This is a genomic window from Arthrobacter sp. 10T416, from assembly GCF_056394165.1.
Map to the genome: position 1 here is coordinate 26,392 of NZ_JBFTHI010000013.1, position 19,933 is coordinate 46,324.

General features: G+C 68.4%; 20 protein-coding genes. 11 read left to right on the forward strand and 9 right to left on the reverse strand.

The window, feature by feature from the left end:
- Nucleotides 1-27: 27 nt before the first annotated feature.
- Complete coding sequence (locus tag AC1DBE_RS13390; protein WP_476903772.1) at nucleotides 28-1,410, forward strand: MFS transporter; 1,383 nt, start codon at nucleotides 28-30, stop codon at nucleotides 1,408-1,410.
- 85 nt (nucleotides 1,411-1,495) lie between these two features.
- Here AC1DBE_RS13390 and AC1DBE_RS13395 read toward each other — a convergent pair whose 3' ends face one another.
- Nucleotides 1,496-2,755: a phophatidylserine decarboxylase associated domain-containing protein gene (locus AC1DBE_RS13395; RefSeq protein ID WP_476970840.1), complete on the reverse strand. Its 1,260-nt coding sequence runs from the start codon at nucleotides 2,753-2,755 to the stop codon at nucleotides 1,496-1,498.
- A 10-nt stretch (nucleotides 2,756-2,765) separates the two neighbouring features.
- Entirely contained in the window at nucleotides 2,766-3,047 is a 282-nt protein-coding gene (locus tag AC1DBE_RS13400; protein WP_476970841.1) for a hypothetical protein, read from the reverse strand.
- 125 nt (nucleotides 3,048-3,172) lie between these two features.
- Between AC1DBE_RS13400 and AC1DBE_RS13405 the strand changes: the two genes are divergently transcribed.
- Nucleotides 3,173-3,562, forward strand: coding sequence for a GntR family transcriptional regulator (locus AC1DBE_RS13405; RefSeq protein WP_476970842.1), 390 nt, complete (start codon nucleotides 3,173-3,175; stop codon nucleotides 3,560-3,562).
- Nucleotides 3,559-4,641, forward strand: coding sequence for a DUF1648 domain-containing protein (locus AC1DBE_RS13410; protein WP_476970843.1), 1,083 nt, complete (start codon nucleotides 3,559-3,561; stop codon nucleotides 4,639-4,641). The genes AC1DBE_RS13405 and AC1DBE_RS13410 overlap by 4 nt, the downstream gene beginning before the upstream one ends.
- A 27-nt stretch (nucleotides 4,642-4,668) precedes the next feature.
- Here AC1DBE_RS13410 and AC1DBE_RS13415 read toward each other — a convergent pair whose 3' ends face one another.
- Nucleotides 4,669-5,613 carry a LysR family transcriptional regulator gene (locus tag AC1DBE_RS13415; protein ID WP_476970844.1) on the reverse strand — a complete coding sequence of 315 codons (945 nt, stop codon included), beginning with the start codon at nucleotides 5,611-5,613 and terminating at the stop codon, nucleotides 4,669-4,671.
- A 135-nt stretch (nucleotides 5,614-5,748) separates the two neighbouring features.
- Here AC1DBE_RS13415 and mmsB point away from each other — a divergent pair, with 135 nt between their 5' ends.
- Nucleotides 5,749-6,651, forward strand: a complete 903-nt coding sequence (gene mmsB, locus AC1DBE_RS13420) for a 3-hydroxyisobutyrate dehydrogenase (protein WP_476970845.1) — start codon at nucleotides 5,749-5,751, stop codon at nucleotides 6,649-6,651.
- Nucleotides 6,652-6,679: 28 nt separating this feature from the next.
- Nucleotides 6,680-8,164: a CoA-acylating methylmalonate-semialdehyde dehydrogenase gene (locus AC1DBE_RS13425; protein ID WP_476970846.1), complete on the forward strand. Its 1,485-nt coding sequence runs from the start codon at nucleotides 6,680-6,682 to the stop codon at nucleotides 8,162-8,164.
- Between the two features lie 5 nt (nucleotides 8,165-8,169).
- Here the strand turns inward: AC1DBE_RS13425 and AC1DBE_RS13430 are convergent, their stop codons facing one another.
- Nucleotides 8,170-8,706: a hypothetical protein gene (locus AC1DBE_RS13430; RefSeq protein WP_476903774.1), complete on the reverse strand. Its 537-nt coding sequence runs from the start codon at nucleotides 8,704-8,706 to the stop codon at nucleotides 8,170-8,172.
- Nucleotides 8,707-8,800: 94 nt separating this feature from the next.
- The gene (locus AC1DBE_RS13435; RefSeq protein ID WP_476903775.1) at nucleotides 8,801-9,676 is read right to left on the reverse strand and encodes an SGNH/GDSL hydrolase family protein; all 876 of its coding nucleotides are present in this window, start codon (nucleotides 9,674-9,676) and stop codon (nucleotides 8,801-8,803) included.
- 69 nt (nucleotides 9,677-9,745) lie between these two features.
- On the opposite strand from AC1DBE_RS13435, the gene AC1DBE_RS13440 reads away from it, so the two are divergent.
- On the forward strand, nucleotides 9,746-10,408 hold the full coding sequence (locus tag AC1DBE_RS13440; protein ID WP_476970847.1) for an alpha/beta hydrolase: 663 nt from the start codon (nucleotides 9,746-9,748) through the stop codon (nucleotides 10,406-10,408).
- Nucleotides 10,409-10,481: 73 nt separating this feature from the next.
- Here AC1DBE_RS13440 and AC1DBE_RS13445 read toward each other — a convergent pair whose 3' ends face one another.
- On the reverse strand, nucleotides 10,482-10,718 hold the full coding sequence (locus tag AC1DBE_RS13445; RefSeq protein WP_476879737.1) for an RNA-binding S4 domain-containing protein: 237 nt from the start codon (nucleotides 10,716-10,718) through the stop codon (nucleotides 10,482-10,484).
- A gap of 33 nt (nucleotides 10,719-10,751) precedes the next feature.
- On the opposite strand from AC1DBE_RS13445, the gene AC1DBE_RS13450 reads away from it, so the two are divergent.
- The 3 genes from AC1DBE_RS13450 to AC1DBE_RS13460 all read left to right on the forward strand — a co-directional run bounded on the left by AC1DBE_RS13450 (nucleotide 10,752) and on the right by AC1DBE_RS13460 (nucleotide 14,249).
- Complete coding sequence (locus AC1DBE_RS13450) at nucleotides 10,752-11,729, forward strand: DMT family transporter (protein ID WP_476970848.1); 978 nt, start codon at nucleotides 10,752-10,754, stop codon at nucleotides 11,727-11,729.
- Nucleotides 11,730-11,847: 118 nt separating this feature from the next.
- Complete coding sequence (locus AC1DBE_RS13455; protein WP_476970849.1) at nucleotides 11,848-13,233, forward strand: glycine--tRNA ligase; 1,386 nt, start codon at nucleotides 11,848-11,850, stop codon at nucleotides 13,231-13,233.
- Between the two features lie 2 nt (nucleotides 13,234-13,235).
- Nucleotides 13,236-14,249 (forward strand): GNAT family N-acetyltransferase, encoded by a 1,014-nt coding sequence (locus tag AC1DBE_RS13460; protein ID WP_476970850.1) that lies wholly within the window; start codon nucleotides 13,236-13,238, stop codon nucleotides 14,247-14,249.
- A gap of 31 nt (nucleotides 14,250-14,280) precedes the next feature.
- Here the strand turns inward: AC1DBE_RS13460 and AC1DBE_RS13465 are convergent, their stop codons facing one another.
- The 3 genes from AC1DBE_RS13465 to AC1DBE_RS13475 are packed head-to-tail and all read right to left on the reverse strand — an operon-like array spanning nucleotide 14,281 to nucleotide 16,707.
- Nucleotides 14,281-15,135 carry a lysophospholipid acyltransferase family protein gene (locus AC1DBE_RS13465; RefSeq protein ID WP_476970851.1) on the reverse strand — a complete coding sequence of 285 codons (855 nt, stop codon included), beginning with the start codon at nucleotides 15,133-15,135 and terminating at the stop codon, nucleotides 14,281-14,283.
- Between the two features lies 1 nt (nucleotide 15,136).
- Entirely contained in the window at nucleotides 15,137-15,955 is an 819-nt protein-coding gene (locus tag AC1DBE_RS13470) for a DUF1295 domain-containing protein (protein WP_476970852.1), read from the reverse strand.
- A complete protein-coding gene (locus AC1DBE_RS13475) occupies nucleotides 15,955-16,707 on the reverse strand; it encodes an alpha/beta hydrolase (protein WP_476970853.1) in 753 nt (250 codons plus the stop codon). The genes AC1DBE_RS13470 and AC1DBE_RS13475 overlap by 1 nt, the downstream gene beginning before the upstream one ends.
- 302 nt (nucleotides 16,708-17,009) lie before the next feature.
- On the opposite strand from AC1DBE_RS13475, the gene AC1DBE_RS13480 reads away from it, so the two are divergent.
- Nucleotides 17,010-18,383, forward strand: coding sequence for an FAD-binding oxidoreductase (locus AC1DBE_RS13480; RefSeq protein ID WP_476970854.1), 1,374 nt, complete (start codon nucleotides 17,010-17,012; stop codon nucleotides 18,381-18,383).
- A 77-nt stretch (nucleotides 18,384-18,460) separates the two neighbouring features.
- Nucleotides 18,461-19,906, forward strand: a complete 1,446-nt coding sequence (locus AC1DBE_RS13485) for a YibE/F family protein (RefSeq protein ID WP_476970855.1) — start codon at nucleotides 18,461-18,463, stop codon at nucleotides 19,904-19,906.
- The last annotated feature ends 27 nt before the right edge of the window (nucleotides 19,907-19,933 follow it).

Sequence of the window (19,933 nt, forward strand, 5' to 3'; positions counted from 1 at the left end):
GTCGAAGATGACGCCGAAGGAGTTCGCATGAGTACGGAAAACGCCGCCGCACGGCGCGCAGAGGAACCGGACGTCAAGACGTCCGGGCTAAAGAAGGTCGTCACCGCCTCAATGGCAGGGACGGTGGTGGAGTGGTATGAGTTCTTCCTCTACGCCTCCGCCGCCACCCTGGTGTTCGGCAAGATGTTCTTCCCCAACTCCGGGTCGGATCTGGACGGCATTCTCGCCGCCTTCCTGACCTACGCGGTGGGCTTCGTGGCCCGCCCCATCGGTGGCATCGTCTTTGGCCACTTCGGTGACAAGTTCGGCCGCAAGCAGCTGCTGCAGCTGAGCATCGTCCTGGTCGGCGTCTCGACCTTCCTCATGGGCTGCCTGCCCAGCTTCGCGCAGATCGGCTACTGGGCACCGGCCCTCCTGGTCTTCCTGCGCTTCGCCCAGGGCTTCGCCGTCGGCGGCGAATGGGGCGGCGCCGTCCTCCTCGTGGCCGAGCACAGCCCGAGCAAGTCCCGCGGCTTCTGGGCCAGCTGGCCGCAGTCGGCCGTTCCCATGGGCAACCTGCTGGCCACCGCCGTGCTGTTCATCCTGTCCTCCACGCTCTCCTCCGCCGACTTCCTGGGCTGGGGCTGGCGCGTCGCCTTCTGGCTCTCCGCCGTGATCGTCGTCATCGGCTACTACATCCGCACCAAGGTCCAGGACGCCCCGATCTTCGTCGAGGCACGCAAGGAAGTCCTCGCGGAAAACAAGGGCTACGGCGTCGCCGAAGTCTTCCGCCGCTACCCCCGCGGCGTGTTCACCGCCATGGGCCTGCGCTTCGCGGAAAACATTCTCTACTACCTGGTGGTCACCTTCTCCATCACGTACCTGAAGACCGTGGTCCACGCCGACACGGCACGGATCCTGCTGCTGCTGCTGGTGGCGCACGCCATCCACTTCGCCGTGGTTCCTGTGGTGGGCCGGCTCTCCGACCGCTTCGGCCGCAAGCCGGTCTACATGGCCGGCGCCGTCCTCGGCGCGACCTGGGGCTTCTTCTCCTTCCCGATGATGGACACCGGCAACGACTTCATGATCCTCGCCGCCGTCATCATCGGCCTGCTCTTCCACGCCCTGATGTACGCCGGGCAGCCCGCCATCATGGCCGAGATGTTCCCGACGCGCATGCGCTACTCCGGCGTCTCGCTCGGCTACCAGGTGACCTCGATCGTGGCCGGTTCGCTGGCTCCGATCATCGCCGTCGCACTCCTGAGCCAGTACAAGTCCTCCGTCCCGGTGGCCATCTACCTGCTCATCGCCTGCGCCGTCACCGCCGTCGCGGTCTTCTTCCTGAAGGAAACCCGCGGCATCTCCCTGCACGACGTCGACGCCGCTGACGCCCAGGGCACCGCCGACCTGCTCGCTGCAGGCAAGCGGTAACTGGCAGGCACCTGCCCGCACTAACAAAAACACGGCAGCCCCCGACCCCGCAGCGCGGGAATCGGGGGCTGCCGTCGTGTTGCCCTTAGGACCTGGCGGTTGCAAGCTTCGAGCGGACCCGAACCAGGGGTGCTTTCGGATCCTGCGGCTGGGGGACGGCGGCCAGGGCAAACTGGTCGATTACCCCGGGCCGGAAAACGAGGCACTCCGTGGAACCGCCGAACTGGAAGTACCCCAGCTCGTCGCCCTTCTCCACATGGTGGCCAGGGACGATCTCCGGATCGATGACGCAGGACGAGACCTCAATCATGCCCACGGGAATCACCGCCATGAGACCAATGACGGGGTCGTCAGCCTGGATCAGGATGATCGCACGGGCTGCGACATGGGCCAGGTAGGACTGTGAGACGGTCGGGTCGACGGCGTCGGCCCCCTCGGATTCCGCTTCGGAGAAGTACGTGCCGTCCTTGAGGTACCCCCGCACAATCGTTCCAGCGACGGGGGAGTGCCAGCGGTGATAGTTCAGCGCGCTAAGGAACGCCTGGTACACCGTCCCGCCGACAAACTGGTCCACCGATTCGTCACGGGCGAGCAGGTCATCGAGTGAGTAGGGCTGGTTCTTGACCCAGAACCGGCTTTGGCGCTGGACATCGGAGCTGATCTTGTAGGGCGTCGACTCGCATGCGCTGACAATCACCTTGTCGTCCTCCGGTGCTGCGACCGGCCGGGAGGTCGCAGTGAGACGGCGCGCAAAGAAGTCGTTCCACGACGTGAAGCCCCAGTGCTCGGCGAGGGCATCGTGCTGGTAGTCGTCCATACCGACAACCTGCCGTGCCTTCTCCGACATCCACCCGGACGGCGAGGTATTCAACACGTACAGCGAGTCCTCGCTGGTCAGGAACTCACACCAGGCGTCCAGGACTTTGCGGAACATGGCCACGATCCGGGGATCGCGGTGGGCCGCGAATCCGGCCTCGGTTCCCATGGTCCAGTCCAGGATTGCGGTCAACGGAGTGGTGACCATGCCGCCCTCGCTGAACTCGGGAGCCATCGTCAGGACCTCATTGATCAGCCGGAGCATCTGGTCAACGCTTGTGAGGTGCCGTTTCCGGTAGGGCTTGGACTTTGGAACCTGCTCGATCATCTCGGTCATGTAGAGACGAACAACCGGATCGCTGGCTATGAGCTCTTGGAACTCGACGATTACGGGGTGCAGGGGAATGTCCTCACCCCTCACTTCCACTCTTTCCCGATGGCCCGCGATCCAGTCCTCGAGTTCGTCCTGATGCTCGGGCAACCAGCCGCCCGGCCGCCGGACACTGTGCGAAGAAGAGTTGATAGTCATAGGGGCGAGCCTACTCGGGCCGGCTGGTGATTCGGATGACTCGTGCCTGATGGACGGCGGCCAGGGCAACGCCGCTGGCGGCGAGCCTGAGGGCATTGACCCTGTACCAGCGCCGCAGCAGAGGCTTGCGGCGCATTTCGCTGAGCGGACGCGGGCTGAAGAACAGTTTCGGATTGACGGACCGGAGCAGGTACACCGTGGCCGCAGCGCCCGTTGTGGAGCTCCGCGAGCCCGAGGAGCCGATCAGCGAGCACACCTTCGCGGCGTGCGGAATTTTGTCCCATGTCCACAATCTAGCGCCCTCCGCGCCTTACCGGCAGTGCGGAACAGAGCTCCTATAGCCCGGCGCCGGGGCGGTATTGTCACCACCCGCTCTTTGTTCTATAACGTGTATAACAAGGCGGGGGGGTGCGGCGCATGATCCTCAACGTGGACCTGTCCGGCGACGTGCCGATCTACCAGCAGTTGCGGAACCAGATCGTGGAAGCGATCGCCGATGGAGTGTTGACCGAGGGCAGTTCGTTGCCGGCCACCCGGACGCTCGCCGCGGATTTCGGGATCAACTTTCACACTGTGAACAAGGCCTACGACCTCCTGCGCCAGGAGGGTCTGATCCGCCTGAACCGCAAGACGGGCGCGGTAGTGACGACGGCGGTTGCGGCCCCACCCTTCCCGGCAGAGTGGACGGCGAGGGCCCGCACCCTATTGGCCGAGGCCGTGGTGAGAGGTTTACCGGCCGACGAGGTCCTCCAGGCCTGCCGGTCCGTGCTCGGGTCATTTGCAACACCGCGAGAGGACACGCCATGAGTGCCGCCATAATTCTGAGCTTAGTGTTGCTTGGGCTGGTGCTCCTCCTGGCCCTGGTGCTGCCCTCCGTTACGAGCCCGATCGTGCCGTTCGGGGTCCGTGTGCCGGCCCAGCACGCGGGGGACAGGATAGTAACCAGGCAGGCCCGCCTTTACCGGTGGCGGGTGCTCATCAGCGGGTTGGTCGTCGCCGGAGCCGGCGCCGGCATCTACGCCGCGAGCGGTGACGCGTTGCTGCTGCCCTTGTCTGTGCTGGTGCTCGTCGGGGCCTGGTACGGGTGCTTCTTCCTGGCCAACCAGCAGATCCGGGCCGCGAAGGCTGCCGGCGGCTGGTACCAGGGCCTGCATCAGGGCATCGCGGTGGACACCGGGCTGCTGACCGATCCGCCCCGGTTCCCCTGGCTCTGGCTGGCCCCCGCGGCGATCATCACCGTCGCTACGGTGGTCATCGGGGTGGCCAGCTACCCGTCGATGCCGGAGGTGCTCGCGGTGCACTACGGCCCCAACGGTGCGCCCAACCGGGTGGTGGTCAAGTCGGTCGGCGCAGCGTTCTCCCTCGTGTTTGTGCAGGCCGGCCTGACCGCGCTGCTCGGGGGAATGGCGGCGGCCATCGTGCACAGCCGGCCGGACCTCGATCCGGCGCAGCCTCAAGGCTCCGCGCGCTGGTCCCGGCGTTACATGTCGCTGGGCGCCAAGTCGCTGCTCGGGCTGGTGGCGATGATCGACCTCGCGCTGCTGGGATCATCGCTGCTGATGTGGACCGGGATCATCACACCCTGGGCGCCGCTGGTAGTGGCCGTGCCGATCCTGGCCGCCGTTGCCGCCACCATCGTGGTGTTGGCCAGGAACAACCGGGAGCGGGGCGGAGTCGGGGAAAGCACCGGGCTGACCCACGTCGACGACGACCGGTACTGGCGCGGCGGATTGGTCTACGTCAACCGTGACGACCAGAAACTGCTGGTCCCGCGCCGGTTCGGCCTGGGATGGACCCTGAACTTTGGCAATCCCAGGGCGGCGATGCTGCTGGCCGGGGTTGTGGCGCTGATCAGCCTGGTGGTCGTCCTGCGTCTGGGTAGCTGACCCCCGCGGGCTTCCATCGCGCCCGCCTCAGCCCGCCAACACGTCCTGGCGTTCCGCGATCTCGGCCCGGACGGCGGACAGCACCCCCTGTACTGCGGCCGAACGCAGCGACTCCGCCCGCGCCACCGCCCAGATTGGCAGCTGCCGCTGGAAGTCGTCGGGCAGGACCGGCACGAACCCGGGTTTGCCCACGACGAGGAAATTGGGCAGCAGCCCAATCCCGGCAGCACGCCGCACGGCCTCCATCTGGGCGAAGATGCTGGTGGCCTGGAAGCTCGAGCGTGGCATCGGCAGCTGCGTGGACCGGTGGCCCAGCTCGGCGACCTGCAAGGCGGACTCGACGTAGGAGACGAAGCCGTGCTGCCGGACGTCGTCGAGGGTCGCCGGCAGCCCGTGCTCCTGCTCGTACTGCGGGCTCGCGTACAGCCGGAGGAAGTAGTTTCCCAGGAAAATGGTCTGAGCGTTGCTGACGTCCAGGTTGCCCACCACCACTTCCAGGTCCACCCCGGACCGGTTCTGGCTGACCTTCCGGGTGGCGCTGAGCATCTCCACGTTCAGCAGCGGATGCTCTTGCTGCAGCCGGACCAGGGCGGGGGTGACGAACTCGGCGCCGAAGCCGTCGGGCGTGCTGATCCTGACCAGCCCGGACAGCGTGTCCCCGGTCCGGGCAATCCGGCCGGACAGCGCCCCGAGCGTCCCCTCGATGGCTTCGGCCGCAGCCACCGCCTGCGACCCCAGTTCTGTCAGCTCCCAGCCGTGCGGGCTGCGCTCCAGGGTCCGGCCGCCCAGTTGTTTGTCCAGGGCGAGGATCCTGCGCGAAATGGTGGTGTGTGTGGTGCCGAGGGTCTCCGCCACGGCATTGAACCGGCCCAGCCGGGCCACAGTCAGCAGGATCAGCAGGTCATCCGGGCTCGGGAGCCGCTTCAAGTCCACCTGGCGCCTTTCGTCGATGTGCATCAATGCACATGCCATCTTCACTTTTTCCCCTTGTTTGCACTGTAGCAGGGTGTGATGGTTGACACAGAACGTCCGCCGTTACGCCGGACGCGGTGCCGCACCTGCACGCGGCCCACCACACGACGCATCAAAAGCAAAGGAGCTTATGCCATGGCAGTTGTCGCCTGGATCGGACTGGGAAACATGGGCGGGTTCATGTCTGTGAACCTCGCCAAGGCCGGAAACGAGGTCCGCGGGTTCGACCTGAATCCCGAGGCCGTGGCAGCCGCTGAGGCCGGGGGAGTCAAGGCCGCCGGCAGCATCGCCGACGCGGTGCAGGGCGCCGACGTCGTCTTCACCATGCTGCCCAAGGGCGAGCACGCCCGGGCCGTGTACCTCGGCGAGGACGGCGTGCTGGCCCACGCGGACACCCGCACCCTGCTGGTGGACTCTTCCACGATCGATATCGCGTCCGCCCAGGCCCTGCACGACGCCGCCGCAGCTGCCGGCTTCCGCTTTGTCGACGCCCCCGTCTCCGGCGGCATGAGCGGGGCAAAGGCCGCCACCCTGACGTTTATGATCGGCGGCGAGGCCGGCGCCGTCGCCGACGCCACCGAATACATCCGGCCGATGGCCGCCAACATCATCCCCACCGGCGGAGCCACCACCGGCCAGGCCGCCAAGATCTGCAACAACCTGATGCTGTTCATCAACCTCGCCTCCACGGCCGAGGGGGCTGTGCTCGCGGACCGGCTGGGCCTGGACAAACAGGTCTTCTGGGACATCGCCTCGGTCTCCTCGGGCGACAGCTGGGCGCTGCGCACCTGGTACCCGGTAGCCGGCGTCGTGCCCACGGCGGCCTCCAACAACGACTTCGCCCCGACGTTCACGGCTGAGCTTGCCAACAAGGACATCGGATTGGCCATCAGCGCAGCCAAGGACACCGGTACCCCGCTGGAAATCGGCGAACACGTCCAGCAGCTCTTCCAGCGGCTCATCGACTCCGGCCAGTCCGGCACGGACTGCTCCGCCATCGTCAAGCTCGTCGACGGCTCGTTCGAGTCCGCCAAGTAGCCCCAAGAACTTCCAGAAAGAGATCCCCATGGAACGCATTCCACACTTCATCAACGGCAACCTCGTCTCCGACGCCGATCGCTTCGGCCCCGTGTTCAATCCGGCCACCGGCGAGCAGGAAAAGGAAGTGGCCCTGGCCTCGGCAGCGCGCGTCGAAGAGGCCATCGCCGCCGCCCGCGCCGCGCTGCCCGGCTGGCGCGCCACAAGTCTGGCCAAGCGCACCACCATCTTCTTCAAGGTCCGTGAGCTGCTGATGCAGCGCCGGCCGGAACTGGCGGCGCTGCTGACCAGCGAGCACGGCAAGGTCCTCTCCGACGCCGAGGGCGAGATCACCCGCGGCCTGGAAAACATCGAGTTCGCCACCGGCCTGTCCCACATGCTCAAGGGCGAACGTTCCGAGCAGGTCTCCAGCGGGGTGGACGTCCACTCCGTCCGCCAGCCCGTCGGCGTCGTCGCCTGCATCACGCCGTTCAACTTCCCGGCCATGGTGCCGCTGTGGATGATCGGCAGCGCACTGGCCTGCGGGAACACCGTACTGCTTAAGCCGAGCGAAAAGGATCCGTCCTCGGCGATCTTCATCGCCCAGGTCTTCGCCGAGGCCGGGCTGCCGGCCGGTGTGCTCAACGTGGTGCACGGGGACAAAGAAGCAGTGGATGTGCTCCTGGAACACCCGGACGTGAAGGCCGTCAGCTTTGTCGGCTCAACACCGATCGCCCAGTCGATCTACAAGCGCGCCGCCGACCACGGCAAGCGGGTCCAGGCCCTCGGTGGGGCTAAGAACCACATGGTGGTGCTTCCCGACGCGGACCTGGACATGACCGCCGACGCCGCCGTCTCCGCCGCGTACGGATCGGCCGGGGAACGCTGCATGGCCGTCAGCGTCCTGGTTGCCGTCGGGAACATCGCGGACGATCTCGTGGAGGCGATCAAGACCCGGATGGCCACGCTGAAGATCGGTCCGGGCACGGACCCCGCCTCGCAGATGGGTCCGCTCATCACGGCCGAGCACCGCGACAAGGTGGCCTCCTACGTGGCCGGCGCCGCCGACGAGGGTGCCTCCGTGGTGGTGGACGGCCGCGCCCAGGAGTTCGACTCCAACGGGTTCTTCATCGGCGTCAGCCTGATCGACCACGTCAAGCCCGGCATGAAGGTCTACGACGACGAGATCTTCGGTCCCGTGCTCTCGGTGGTCCGCGTTGAGACGTACGCCGACGCCGTCAAGCTGGTCAACGACAACGAATTCGGCAACGGCGTGGCGATCTTCACGCGCGACGGCGGTGCCGCCCGGCAGTTCGAGTTCGACGTCGAGGCCGGCATGGTGGGCGTCAATGTGCCGATCCCGGTCCCGGTGGGCACCTTCTCCTTCGGCGGCTGGAAGAGCTCGCTGTTCGGCGACACCCACATGTACGGCCCGGAGAGCATCCGGTTCTACACCCGCGGCAAGGTGGTCACCACCCGGTGGCCGGATCCCTCGACCTCCGTGATCGACCTCGGCTTCCCGCAGGTCGACTAGGCAGGTCAGCCCTTCATGATCTCCGCGCGCTGGGCCATGTAGTCCTCCATCGCGAGCTCGCCGTTGCTGTACTTCTGGTCCAGCTCGGCGAGCTTGCGGGCGCGGAAACCCTGCTGCCCGGACGGCACCTCGGGTACCGGGGGAGCCTCCGGCGCGGCCGGGCGCTGGTGCTGTTCCGGTGCAGGGGGCTGCCACTGCTGGGCCGGAGGCTGCCACTGCGGCGGCGCAGGCTGCGGCGGGTTATTCAGGTACTCCGGGCTGTCCTCGTACGGGACGGGGTACTGCTGGTTCGCGGGCGGCTGGTTCGACGGCGGCTGCGGGGCGCCGAGCTGGCCGAATCCGCCGTAGTAGTCGCGCTGGGTGAAACCGTCCCGGGGCTGGTTGCTCTGCTGGCCGGGTTGACTTCCCGGGAAGCCGCCAAAAGGCTGGCCCGGGAGCCCGCCCGGTGCGCTGCCGTTCTGCCCGCGCCCGGACGCCCGGTACCGGCGCAGCGCGAACATGATGACCGTCGCCAGGATGGCGATCCAGATGAGGGTGAACACGGCACCGTTCCTTTCAGGGGTGGTCCTTCAGCTTAACGCGCAGAGGGTGCCGCCGGTGCCCGCGGGACCGGCGGCACCTTGGCGTCCGGCCGGATCAGGACCGGAGGGCCTCCTCGGCGCCGGGAGGTCCCTCGCCCGAACCGAGCGGAACTCCCGGGCCGAAGACGGGCCCGGCCAGCGGCCGTTTGGCCGTGATGCCGTCCCCGGACGAGCGGTGCCGGAGCCGGCGGACCACCCATGGGACAAAGTGCTCGCGGGCCCAGATGAGGTCACCGGCCCGGGCCTCCCGCCAGGTGCGTGGGGGCAGCGGCTTGGGGGAGAGCGGCTCCAGGGTGTGCTGCACGTTCAGCGAATCCAGCACCATGGCGGCAATGGTGTGGTGGCCCAGGGGCGAGAAATGCAGCCGGTCCGCGTCCCACATCTGCGGGTCGTTGAGCTGCCGCAGGGACCACATGTCGGCGATCACGGCGTCGTGCCGGGCCGCCACGGTGCGGAGGTTCTCGTTGTAGATCGCTACCTTGCTGCGGATCCGGCCGAGGACGCTGGACCCGGTGTCCGGGCCGTTGAACAGGACCACGGTGGCGCCGCCCAGGCTGAGGATCTGAACCACCGAGTCCAGCCGTTCGGCGAGGACGTCGGGGTCGCCGCCGGGCCGGATGAGGTCGTTCCCGCCAGCAGAGAGGGTCACCAGATCAGGTTTCAGCGCCAGGCAGTCGGCCAGTTGCTGGTCCACGATCTGCTGCAGCAGCCGTCCCCGGACCGCGAGGTTGGCGTACGCGAAATCCTCGTGGCCGCGGCTCAGTTCCTCGGCCACACGGTCCGCCCAGCCACGGTGGCCGCCCGGGCTGGCCGCCTCAGGGTCGCCGATGCCCTCGGTAAAGGAATCGCCCATGGCGACGTAGCGCGTCCAGGGGTGGTTGACAGTCCGGTCCGGGTAATTCTCCATCGCTTCTGTTTCGCTCACCTTCATATCCTGCCCCCTTCCGGCAAAGCTGCGCCACCGGACCGGCCACCGGGCGGCAACTGCAAGAATGGAGCCATGACTGACGCCGCCTCCGCCCGCTCTGCTTTCCCCGACCCTGTCGTCCTGTGGTCCGCACCCGAAGAGGCCCGCGCAGGCCGGCCCCTGCTGGTCCTGCTGCACGGCTACGGCGCCAACGAACAGGACCTGTTCAGCCTGGCGGACATGCTGCCGGCCGAGTTCGTGGTGGCCTCGCTAAGAGCGCCCCTGGTCTCTGGTCCGGGCTTCACCTGGTTCCCGCTGACGGCGTCTATCGAGTACTCGCTCGAGGCCGTCAAGGATGCCGCGGCCTACACCCAGGACTGGATCGACTCCGTGCGGGCCAACCACCCCTCGGTCACGCTGCTGGGCTTCTCCATGGGCATGGCCATGGCCACCACGCTGCTGCGGCAGCGCCCGGACGGCTATGCCGCCGTCGTCGGGCTGTCCGGGTTTGCCGTCGATGCCGGCGCGGATCCGAGCTTCCGCGACGCGGAACTCGACGGCACCGTGCCGATGTTCTGGGGCCGCGACCAGCAGGACCCCGTCATCACCCCCGACAAGATCGAGTTCACCATGGGCTGGGTGCGCAAACACGTGAAGCTCACCAAGGTGCTGTACACCGGCATGTGGCACGGCATCAACCAGCAGGAGGTCGGCCACGTGGGCGAGTTCCTGACCCATGAGGTCCTGAACAAATAACGGCCGACGGCGGCGACGGTCGCCGAAGCGGGACGGAGCCCTTCCGGTTGCCCTCCGGCGGGGCCGGCCGCTGCTAGGCTCCGTGGAGGGCGACGATCCGCACGGTCTGGCCGTTCACGGTGACGGTGTCGCCGTGGTGCAGCTGGCGGCCGCGGCGGTCGTCAATTTCGCCGTTGACTTTCACCAGTCCGTTCTTGACCAGCTCAGCAGCCTCCACGCCGTCCTCGACCAGGTTGGCCAGCTTCAACAGCTGGCCCAGCCGGATCATGTCGTCGCGGATGGAGATGTCTTCGATTTCCGGGTTGCTCATACAAGCAATAATGCCTGACCAAAGGTGGCACCAATGACCCACGCACCACGGCTTCCCCTCCCCGTGGGACTGCTCCTTGCCGTTTCGGCCGGACTCCTCGTTCCTGTTCAGGGCCGCATCAACGGCGCCCTGGGGACTGTCCTGGCCGACGGCCTGGCGGCGGCGGTGGTCAGCTTCAGCACCGGCCTGGTCCTGATGATCGTGATTTCCCTAAGCCTGCCGAAGGGGCGGGCGGGGCTGGCCACCGTCCTGCCGGCGCTGCGCGAGCGGCGGTTCCCGCGCTACTACGCCCTGGCCGGCGGGATCGGCGCGTTGTTCGTCTTCGCCCAGTCCTTCACGGTGGGCCTGCTCGGCGTCGCGCTCTTCACCGTCGCCGCCGTCACCGGCCAAACCCTCAGCGGACTGCTGGTCGACCGGATGGGCATCGGCCCGGCCGGCAAGAAGCCCGTCACCGGGATCCGGGTGCTCGGCAGCGTACTGACTGTGGCCGCCGTGGCCTGGGCCGTGTCGCCGCGCTTCGATTCCGCGGCCGGCGGGTCCGGTCCGCTCCAGTTGCTCATCCCCGTACTGCTGCCGGTAGTCGCCGGGTTCCTGATGAGTTTCCAGCAGGCGATGAACGGCACGGCCACGGTGCACTACGGCACCCCCATCACGGCCACCCTGGTGAACTTCATCGCCGGCGGCATCCTGCTGTGGCTTGTCTGGCTGATCAAGCTGGCCGCCGCGGGGCCCGGCAACGCCCTTCCCTCCGAGTGGTGGTATTACCTCGGTGGCCCCATGGGCTGCGTCTTCATCGCCGTCGCGGCCTTCCTGGTCCGCGGCCTCGGCGTCCTGGTCACCGGGCTCGGGATGATCGCAGGCCAGCTGCTCGGCTCGCTCGCCCTCGATCTGGCCCTACCCGCACCGGGCACCGTCGTCGCCCTTCCCACGGTGCTCGGCACCATCCTGACGCTGGCGGCCATTGTCCTGGCCAGCCTCCCCTGGTCACGGGGAGCCCTCAAGCGCCGGTAGCCCGGTAGGCTAGGACACTGCATCACACCATTCGCACCACCCCGCCCGGCAACCAGCCGGTGACCCGGGGCTGACAGCACGGACCGCACCCAGCGGCCCTGTAGAAATTGGAGTTCCCATGGCAGCAAAATCCGTTCTTGACCAGATCATTTCCCTCGCCAAGCGCCGGGGTTTCGTCTTCCAGGCCGGTGAAATCTACGGTGGCTCCCGTTCTGCCTGGGACTACGGACCCCTCGGTGCCGAGCTGAAGGAAAACATCAAGCGCCAGTGGTGGCAGTCCGTGGTGCGCGGCCGCGAGGACGTCGTGGGCCTCGACTCCTCGGTGATCCTGCCCCGCCAGGTCTGGGAGGCCTCCGGCCACGTGGACGTCTTTTCCGATCCGCTGGTGGAGTGCCTCTCCTGCCACAAGCGCTACCGCGCGGACCACCTCGAGGAAGAGTACGAGGAGAAGAAGGGCCGCCCCGCCGAGAACGGCCTCAAGGACATCGCGTGCGCCAACTGCGGCACCCGCGGCCAGTGGACCGAGCCGCAGGAATTCTCCGGCCTGCTCAAGACCTACCTGGGCCCCGTGGCCAGCGAAGAGGGCCTGCACTACCTGCGCCCCGAAACCGCGCAGGGCATCTTTGTGAACTTCAACAACGTGCTGACCACCTCCCGCCGGAAGCCGCCGTTCGGCATCGGCCAGATCGGCAAGTCGTTCCGCAACGAGATCACGCCCGGCAACTTCATCTTCCGCACCCGCGAGTTCGAGCAGATGGAGATGGAGTTCTTCGTTGAGCCCGGCACCGACGAGCAGTGGCACCAGTACTGGATGAAGGAGCGGATGGCCTGGTATACGGGCCTGGGTATCCGGGAGGACAACCTGCGCTTCTTCGAGCACCCGCTGGAAAAGCTTAGCCACTACTCCAAGGGCACCACCGACATCGAATACCGCTTCGGCTTCAGCGGTTCGGAATGGGGCGAGCTCGAGGGCATCGCCAACCGCACCGATTTCGACCTCTCCACGCACTCCAAGGCCTCCGGCCAGGACCTGAGCTACTTCAACCAGGCCACCAATGAGCGCTACACCCCGTACGTGATCGAGCCCGCCGCCGGCCTCACCCGCTCCTTTATGGCGTTTATGATCGACGCCTACACCGAGGACGAGGCACCCAACGCCAAGGGCGGCGTCGACGTCCGCACGGTCCTCAAGCTGGACCCGCGCCTGGCCCCGGTCAAGGCCGCGGTGCTCCCGCTGAGCCGCAACGAGGACCTGTCCCCGAAGGCCAAGGACCTCGCCGCACAGCTGCGCCGGAACTGGAACATCGAATTCGACGACGCCGGCGCGATCGGCCGCCGCTACCGCCGCCAGGACGAGATCGGCACCCCGTTCTGCATCACCGTGGACTTCGACACCCTCGAGGACCAGGCCGTCACCATCCGCGAGCGCGACACCATGAGCCAGGAACGGGTTTCCCTGGACAAGGTGGAGGGCTATCTCGCCGCACGGCTGATCGGCGCCTGACCATGGCGATCGCATACCGCGAGTGGCGCGAGGGCGACGACCTCGCGCTCCTGGAGATGTGGGGCGGCCCGGAGACCGACCAGGCGCGGCAGTTCCGCGGCGCCCTGGCACCCTCGGGCAACGCCCCGTGGCGGCGCTGCATTGTGGCCGAGGACGTCGTTGACGGCGTCGCCATTCCGGTCGCGGCAGGCGTGGTCCACGAGGCCTCCCTGCACCCGGAACGCCTCTGGGCCTACGTGGAGGTGGCCCGCGACCACCGCCGCTCCGGCATCGGCTCCACGCTGCTGGCCATGCTCCGGCACGAGGCCGGCGGCTCGCCGTCGGGCGTCACCCGGCTCCGGACCAAGGTGGAGCCCGGCACGCCCGGGGCCGCTTTCGCCGAGGCGGCCGGCCTGGCCCCGATCCAGCGGTCCCGCCTGGTAGTGGTGGAGCCAGGGTCACTGAAGCTGCCCGTGTTCGGCGACGGCTCCGAGGCTGCAGCGTCCGAACAGGTGGAGGACCTGGCCACCGGGTCCGTGGAACTGAGCGACGTCGTGGGACGGTACTACACGGCCGTGCACCACTGGGACAGCCCCGGGGAACTCAGCATCGCCACCGTCCAGCGGCTCTTCCTGGATGACCTCAGCGGAGCCCATGGGGCGATCGTCCTTCGCGGGGCCAAGGCCAGTGCCTTCGGTGCGGGAGTCCCGGCGAGCAAAAAAGGGAGGCTTCAGGCTTTCGCCGTCAGCTACGCCCAGGGCGGACCCGAAACCGGCGGCGCACCGGACGCGGCAGCAGGGGCAGACCCCGGCGGTGAGCCCTCGGACGTGTTCCTGGGCCACGACCCGGAACTCTCCGACGACGACGCCCGCGCCGCAGTCCGGGACCTGCTGGCCCTCATCGCCTACCAGTACCCGGTCCTCCTGGAACTGGACGACGCGATGACGGCTCTGCGGGCCGTCGTCGAGCCCCTGCTGGAGAGCGGCAAGGCACACCAAACCGGTGCGGAAACGCTGATCGTCTCCGACCCCGCCTAGGCGGAGCCGCCCGCGGTCACCCGGGAAGGGGTTAGCGGCGGCTGCGCGCGCGCCGCGGACCTTCGGCGTCGTCCAGCCGCTGCCGTTCCTCCTCGGTGGGTGCACCGCCGCCGAGAACGGCCGGCATCCACCAGGCACCGGGCCGCGGTGTGAGCGGGAAATCGGCGATGCAGAGGTCAATCCCGTGCTGGAGCGCCTCCCGGAGCCCGGCGGTCGCGGCCGCGACATCCAGGCCGGGAGCCGGGGTGAGGGGTTCACCCACGTGGACCCGGACCGGCGCCCGCCAGGCACGGAGCGGGGAGAATCCGTGGTGCCGGGTCATGATCCGGTGCGCGCCCCAAACGGAGACCGGAATGATCGGTACCCCCGCGTCGGCGGCCATCCGGACGGCGCCGGTCTTGCATTCGCGGACCCGGAAGCTGCGGCTCACGCCGGCCTCCGGAAGGATCGCGATGTACTCGCCGTCCCGGAGCTTGCGCACGGCGGCGTCGTAGGCGTGGGCTCCGGTGTCGTACCCGACGACGACGTGCCCCGCAGCGCTGACCGCCGGGCCGGCGAACCAGTGGTCGGCGGCGCCCTGTGTGATCAGGAAACGCATCTGGGCTTTGTTGTGCCACCACAGGAGCAGCTCCGCAAAGGCGAAATCCAGGTAGCCGAAGTGGGTGATGGCCACCACCGCGCCGGTGCCCGGTGCAACCCGCCGGGAAGCGCCCTGCCGTGCGGGACCGAAAGGCGACCCGTCACGCGAAACGGCCGGAAGGTGCTCGGAACCGGTGACGGTCACCTGCACGCGGAACAGCCAGCGGAGCGCCTGCCCGGTACGGACGATCACCCGGTAGAACCGGTCGTTAGGGCGGGGACGCCAGACGCGTCGGACGCCCGGCATCTCAGCGCCCGCCCGGTTTCCGTGTGCGGCGCGGGGGCAACGGGAAGAACCCGGACGTGGACTCGATGTATTCCTTGTAGCCGGGCCGGGCGGACATGGCCTTCTCGGTCAGCGGTTTCCCGGTCTTGCCGGCGAGGGTCCAGATCATCAGGGCGGGGGAGAGGATGGTCAGCACGCCGGGCCAGGAGTCGGCGGCGACCAGGAACAGGCCGGCCCATACGGCGGCGTCGCCAAAGTAGTTCGGATGGCGGGTGTAGCGCCACAGCCCGGTGTCCAGGACGGTGCCGCGCCGGGCCGGATCGGCCTTGAACTGAGCGAGTTGCCAGTCGCCGACGGTTTCGAAGACGAAGCCGATGATCCACAGGAGCACACCCAGCAGGGCCACCCAGCCGAGGGTGCCGGTGCTGAACATACCCACCTGGATGGTGAGCGAGACGAAGAACATCACGATGCCCTGCGGCAGGTACACCCGGCGCAGGGCGTAGGTGTTGCGGGACCCGGGGGCCGCGGCGAGCATGTCCACGTAGCGGGGATCCTCGTGGCCGCCCCGGGCGCGGACCCCGATGTGCAGGGCCAGCCGGACGCCCCATACTGCCACCAGCGCCAGCAGCAGGAGGCGCCGGCCGTCGTCGCCGTGTCCGGCGGAGAGCAGCCAGGAGACGGCGGCCGCCACCACAAAGCCCAGGCCCCAGACGGTGTCGATGACCGAATGCCGGCTTTGGCGCACCGCGATGGCGAATGTCACCGCCAGGAGGGCAGCGAGCGCCAGTGCCACCCAGGGCAGGCTGGCCAGGAACGCGTCCAGCGGGAAGGCGGCCATCACAGCACCACCGGGAGGCTCGCAGCAGCAGGCAGGACCTGGCGGAACGCGTCCGTGCCCCGGAGTTCGGTGCCGGCGCTGCTGCCGAAGGCGTCAAGGATGAAGCCGTTGGCCAGGGAGTTCCAGAGCCGGACCCGGCGGAACATAAAGTGGCCGGCGCCCTTGAGCGAGACGTACTCGATGGAGCCCGCGACACCCTCGGCACGGCGGGCGTAGGCCAATGAGTTCCGGGGGCTGGTCCAGCGGTCCTCGCTGCCGTGGACGATCAGGACGCGGCGCCCGGCGAGGGGTTCCACGGGGGTGGCCGCATCAAGCCACGGCGCCAGGGCGACGACGGCCTCCACTTGGGCGTCGTCGGCGACGCAGAGCGCAGTGAGGCCGCCCATCGAGTGCCCCAGCAGGTACACCGGCACCCCGGCGTGCTCCAGGCTGATCTGGGCCAGGGCCCAGCGGGCATCCTGGACCGGTGACATGTCTTGTCCGTTCCAGCCCCGGTAGCGGTTGCGGAGGGTCCAGACGGCCAGTCCGTGCGGGCCGCCCTCATTCCGGAGCGCCTGGGCGAAGGGGAGCATGCGGGCCGGGCTCAGGTGCCGGGCCCTGACGGCTTCGAAGCTGTCCGCCCGTCCGCCGTGGAGGACCAGGACGACGCCGCGCGTCTGCCCGGACGCGTCCGCGATGCTCAGTTCGGCCTTGGCCGCGCGACCGGTCCCGGCCGTGCCGTGCTCCCGGTCATCTGTCTTGCGTCTGGCCACGCTGGTGCCTCCCCGTCGTTTGTCCCTGCAATGATCAACAATAAGTTGCCCGCCGAAGTTCCCGGCCGCTTAACCGCCGGCGACTCCACCGCGGGCCTCATTCCAAGAGGCATTCGGTGCAGCGGGCGCGGGGGATGGGACGGCCGGCTTCGACGCCGGCGCCGCGCAGCGTGGCCGGACCTCTTGACTCCCATCCGGGGGAAGAGTAGGCCTGTGCTCGTAAGCCTCCGGACGCCATGCCGGCTGGGAGCACAAGAACACCGTCCGGGTCGGAAACCACGACGAAATCGACGGTAGAAAAAATGAACGGAACCGACTTCGAGGCCCTGCGCGGGCAGGTCCGCGGGCAGGTCATCACGTCCGGCGATGCGGACTACGACGCCGCGCGGGCGGTGCACAACGGCATGATCGACAAGCGGCCCGCCGCCGTCGTCCGCGTGTCCCAGGTGGCCGACGTGATGGCGGGCGTGAATTTCGCCCGGGACAACGGGCTGGCCGTGGCGGTCCGGGGCGGCGGCCACAGCGGCCCCGGGTTCGGCACCGCCGATGACGCGCTGGTCATCGACTTCACCAACACCCGCGGGGTGCGGGTGGACCCGGCCGGCCGCACCGCGAGGGCGGAGGCGGGCGCCACCTGGGCGGACTTCAACCACGCCACCCATGCCTTCGGGCTGGCGACCACCGGCGGCGTCGTGGGCTCCACCGGCGTATCCGGGCTGACGCTCGGCGGGGGTATTGGCTATCTTGACCGGAAATTCGGTCTGAGCTGCGACAACCTGCTCTCCGCCGACGTCGTCACCGCCGAGGGCAAGTTCCTGACGGCCAGCGATAAGGAGAACACGGACCTGTTTTGGGCGCTGCGCGGCGGCGGCGGGAACTTCGGCGTCGTGACCTCGCTTGAATTCCGGCTGCACCCCGTGGACATGGTCCATGCCGGCATTGTCATCTACCCGGCGGAGCACGCCGAGACCGTGGCGAAGTTTTACCGCGAGCACATTGCCGCCGCGCCCGAAGAGCTCGGCGCGTTCCTGGCCTTCCACCGGGGGCCGCCGGTCCCGTTCCTGCCGGAGGAATGGCACGGGAAGCCCGTCTGCATTGTGGTCGGCATGTGGACCGGCGACCCGGCGGAAGGCCCGGCCCGGTGGCAGCCGTTCCTGGACGCCGCGCCGGTGGCCGGATCCATGGTGGGGCCCATGCCGTATCCGGCCCTGAACTCGGCCTTCGACGCCATGTATCCCAAGGGCCTGCTCGCCTACTGGAAAGCGGCCTTCCTGACCGAACTCAACGACGGGGCCATCAACGCCCACCTCGAGTTCGCGCCCCGGGTCCCCACCGTGCAGACCGCCGTGCACATCTACCCCATCGACGGGGCGGTGCACCGGGTGGGGGTCACGGACACGGCCTTTCCCAACCGGAACGCCAAGTTCTCCCCGGTCATCGCCTGCCACTGGGAGAACCCTGCGGACACGGCGGCGAACGTCGCCTGGGTACGGGACTACGCGGCCGCACTGCAGCCCTTCTCCGAAACCGCCGGCTACATCAACTTCATGGACGGCGACGACGCGGGCCGGGTCGCGGACAACTACGGCCCGAACTACCAGAGGCTGCGCGAGGTCAAGGCCACCTACGATCCGCAGAACCTTTTCCACGTCAACCAGAACATCGTGCCGGCATAGCCGGGGGCGGAACATCGTGCCGGCATAGCCGGGGGGTGCCGACACCGTAAAGTTTTCGGCATGAGGTTGAACTGCTGATGGGCGTCGGACACTCCCACACCGGACACTCCCACACCGTCCAGGGGCACCCCGACCCCACGCCCCGCGAACTCGCTGCCCGGAGGAAAGCCAACTGGATCCTGGCGGCCGTCCTGGTCCCGCTGACCCTGCTGACCGCCGTCGCCATGGTCCTGCTCTGGCCCTCGGGCGGCAAGGAGGGCCTGAAGCTGTCGAGCCCCTACGCGGCGGCCCCCGGCGTCAGCTTCGACACCGGGGTCATCCGGAGCGTCGTCGTCGGCGACTGTATGGACAACGCCGCACAGCCCGGCGCGGCCGCCGGCACCGCGCCGGCGCCGGCCTCCCAGTGCACCTTTGCCTACACCGAGCCGGACAAGGGCGGCAACCAGGTCAAAGTGGTGATCAACCCCGACGTCGCCAAGTCGCACGGCGTTAAGGTCGGCGACAACATCCGCTACCTCAACCTCTCGAAGGCCCAGGGCGCCGCAGCCGGAGGGTCGCCCGCCTATGTATTCGTTGACTTCGTCCGGACGCTGCCGATCATCCTGCTCGCCGTCCTCTACGCCGTCGTCGTCATCGCAGTGGCACGCTGGCGCGGGCTGCGCGCCCTGATCGGCTTGGCCGGGGCCTACGCCGTACTGGTCGCGTTTATCCTTCCCGGCCTGGTGGAAGGCAAACCGCCCCTGCTGCTGGCCCTGGTCGGATCGACAGTGATTATGATCGGGGTGCTGTATTTCGCCCACGGATTCACCGCCCGGACCTCGACGGCGCTGCTGGGCACCATGTTCGGCCTGGGCATCACCGCGGCGCTCGCGGCCTGGGCCACGGACGCGGCAAACCTGGCCGGCGTCGGCAACCACGACGCCGCCACCCTCGCCAACGTCTCCGACCACATCTCGATCTCCGGGATCATCCTGTGCGGCCTGATCATCTCGGGCCTGGGCGTGCTCAACGACGTCACCATCACCCAGTCCTCCGCGGTGTGGGAGCTGTGGGAGATCGCGCCCGGAACCTCGGCCCGGAAACTGTTCGCCGCGGCCATGCGCATCGGCCGGGACCACATCGCCTCCACGGTCTACACCATCGCCTTCGCCTACGCGGGCGCAGCCCTGCCGATCCTGATCATCGTGATGCTCTACGAGCGCCCGCTCGGCGACGCCCTGACCAGCGCCGAACTTTCCGAGGAAGTCATCCGCACGCTCGTCGGATCCATCGGGCTGGTCCTGGCCATCCCGGTCACCACACTGATCGCCGTCCTCGTGGTCAAGGCCACCGGACTGAAGGGCGGAACGGCGGTCGACGCCGGCCGAGCGGCTCCCGCCGCCGCCGGTCTGGGCAGGGAGCACGAGGCTGAGCCGCTCAGGGACGCGCTCGGGGACCAGGGTGCGGAGCGTGAGCCGGTCGGTGTGGCGGACAGCGGTGCTGAGAGCCGCCGTCGTGGCCGGCGTGCGGCCTTGCCCGGCTGAGGACCGACGGCGGCCTGACGGGCCGCG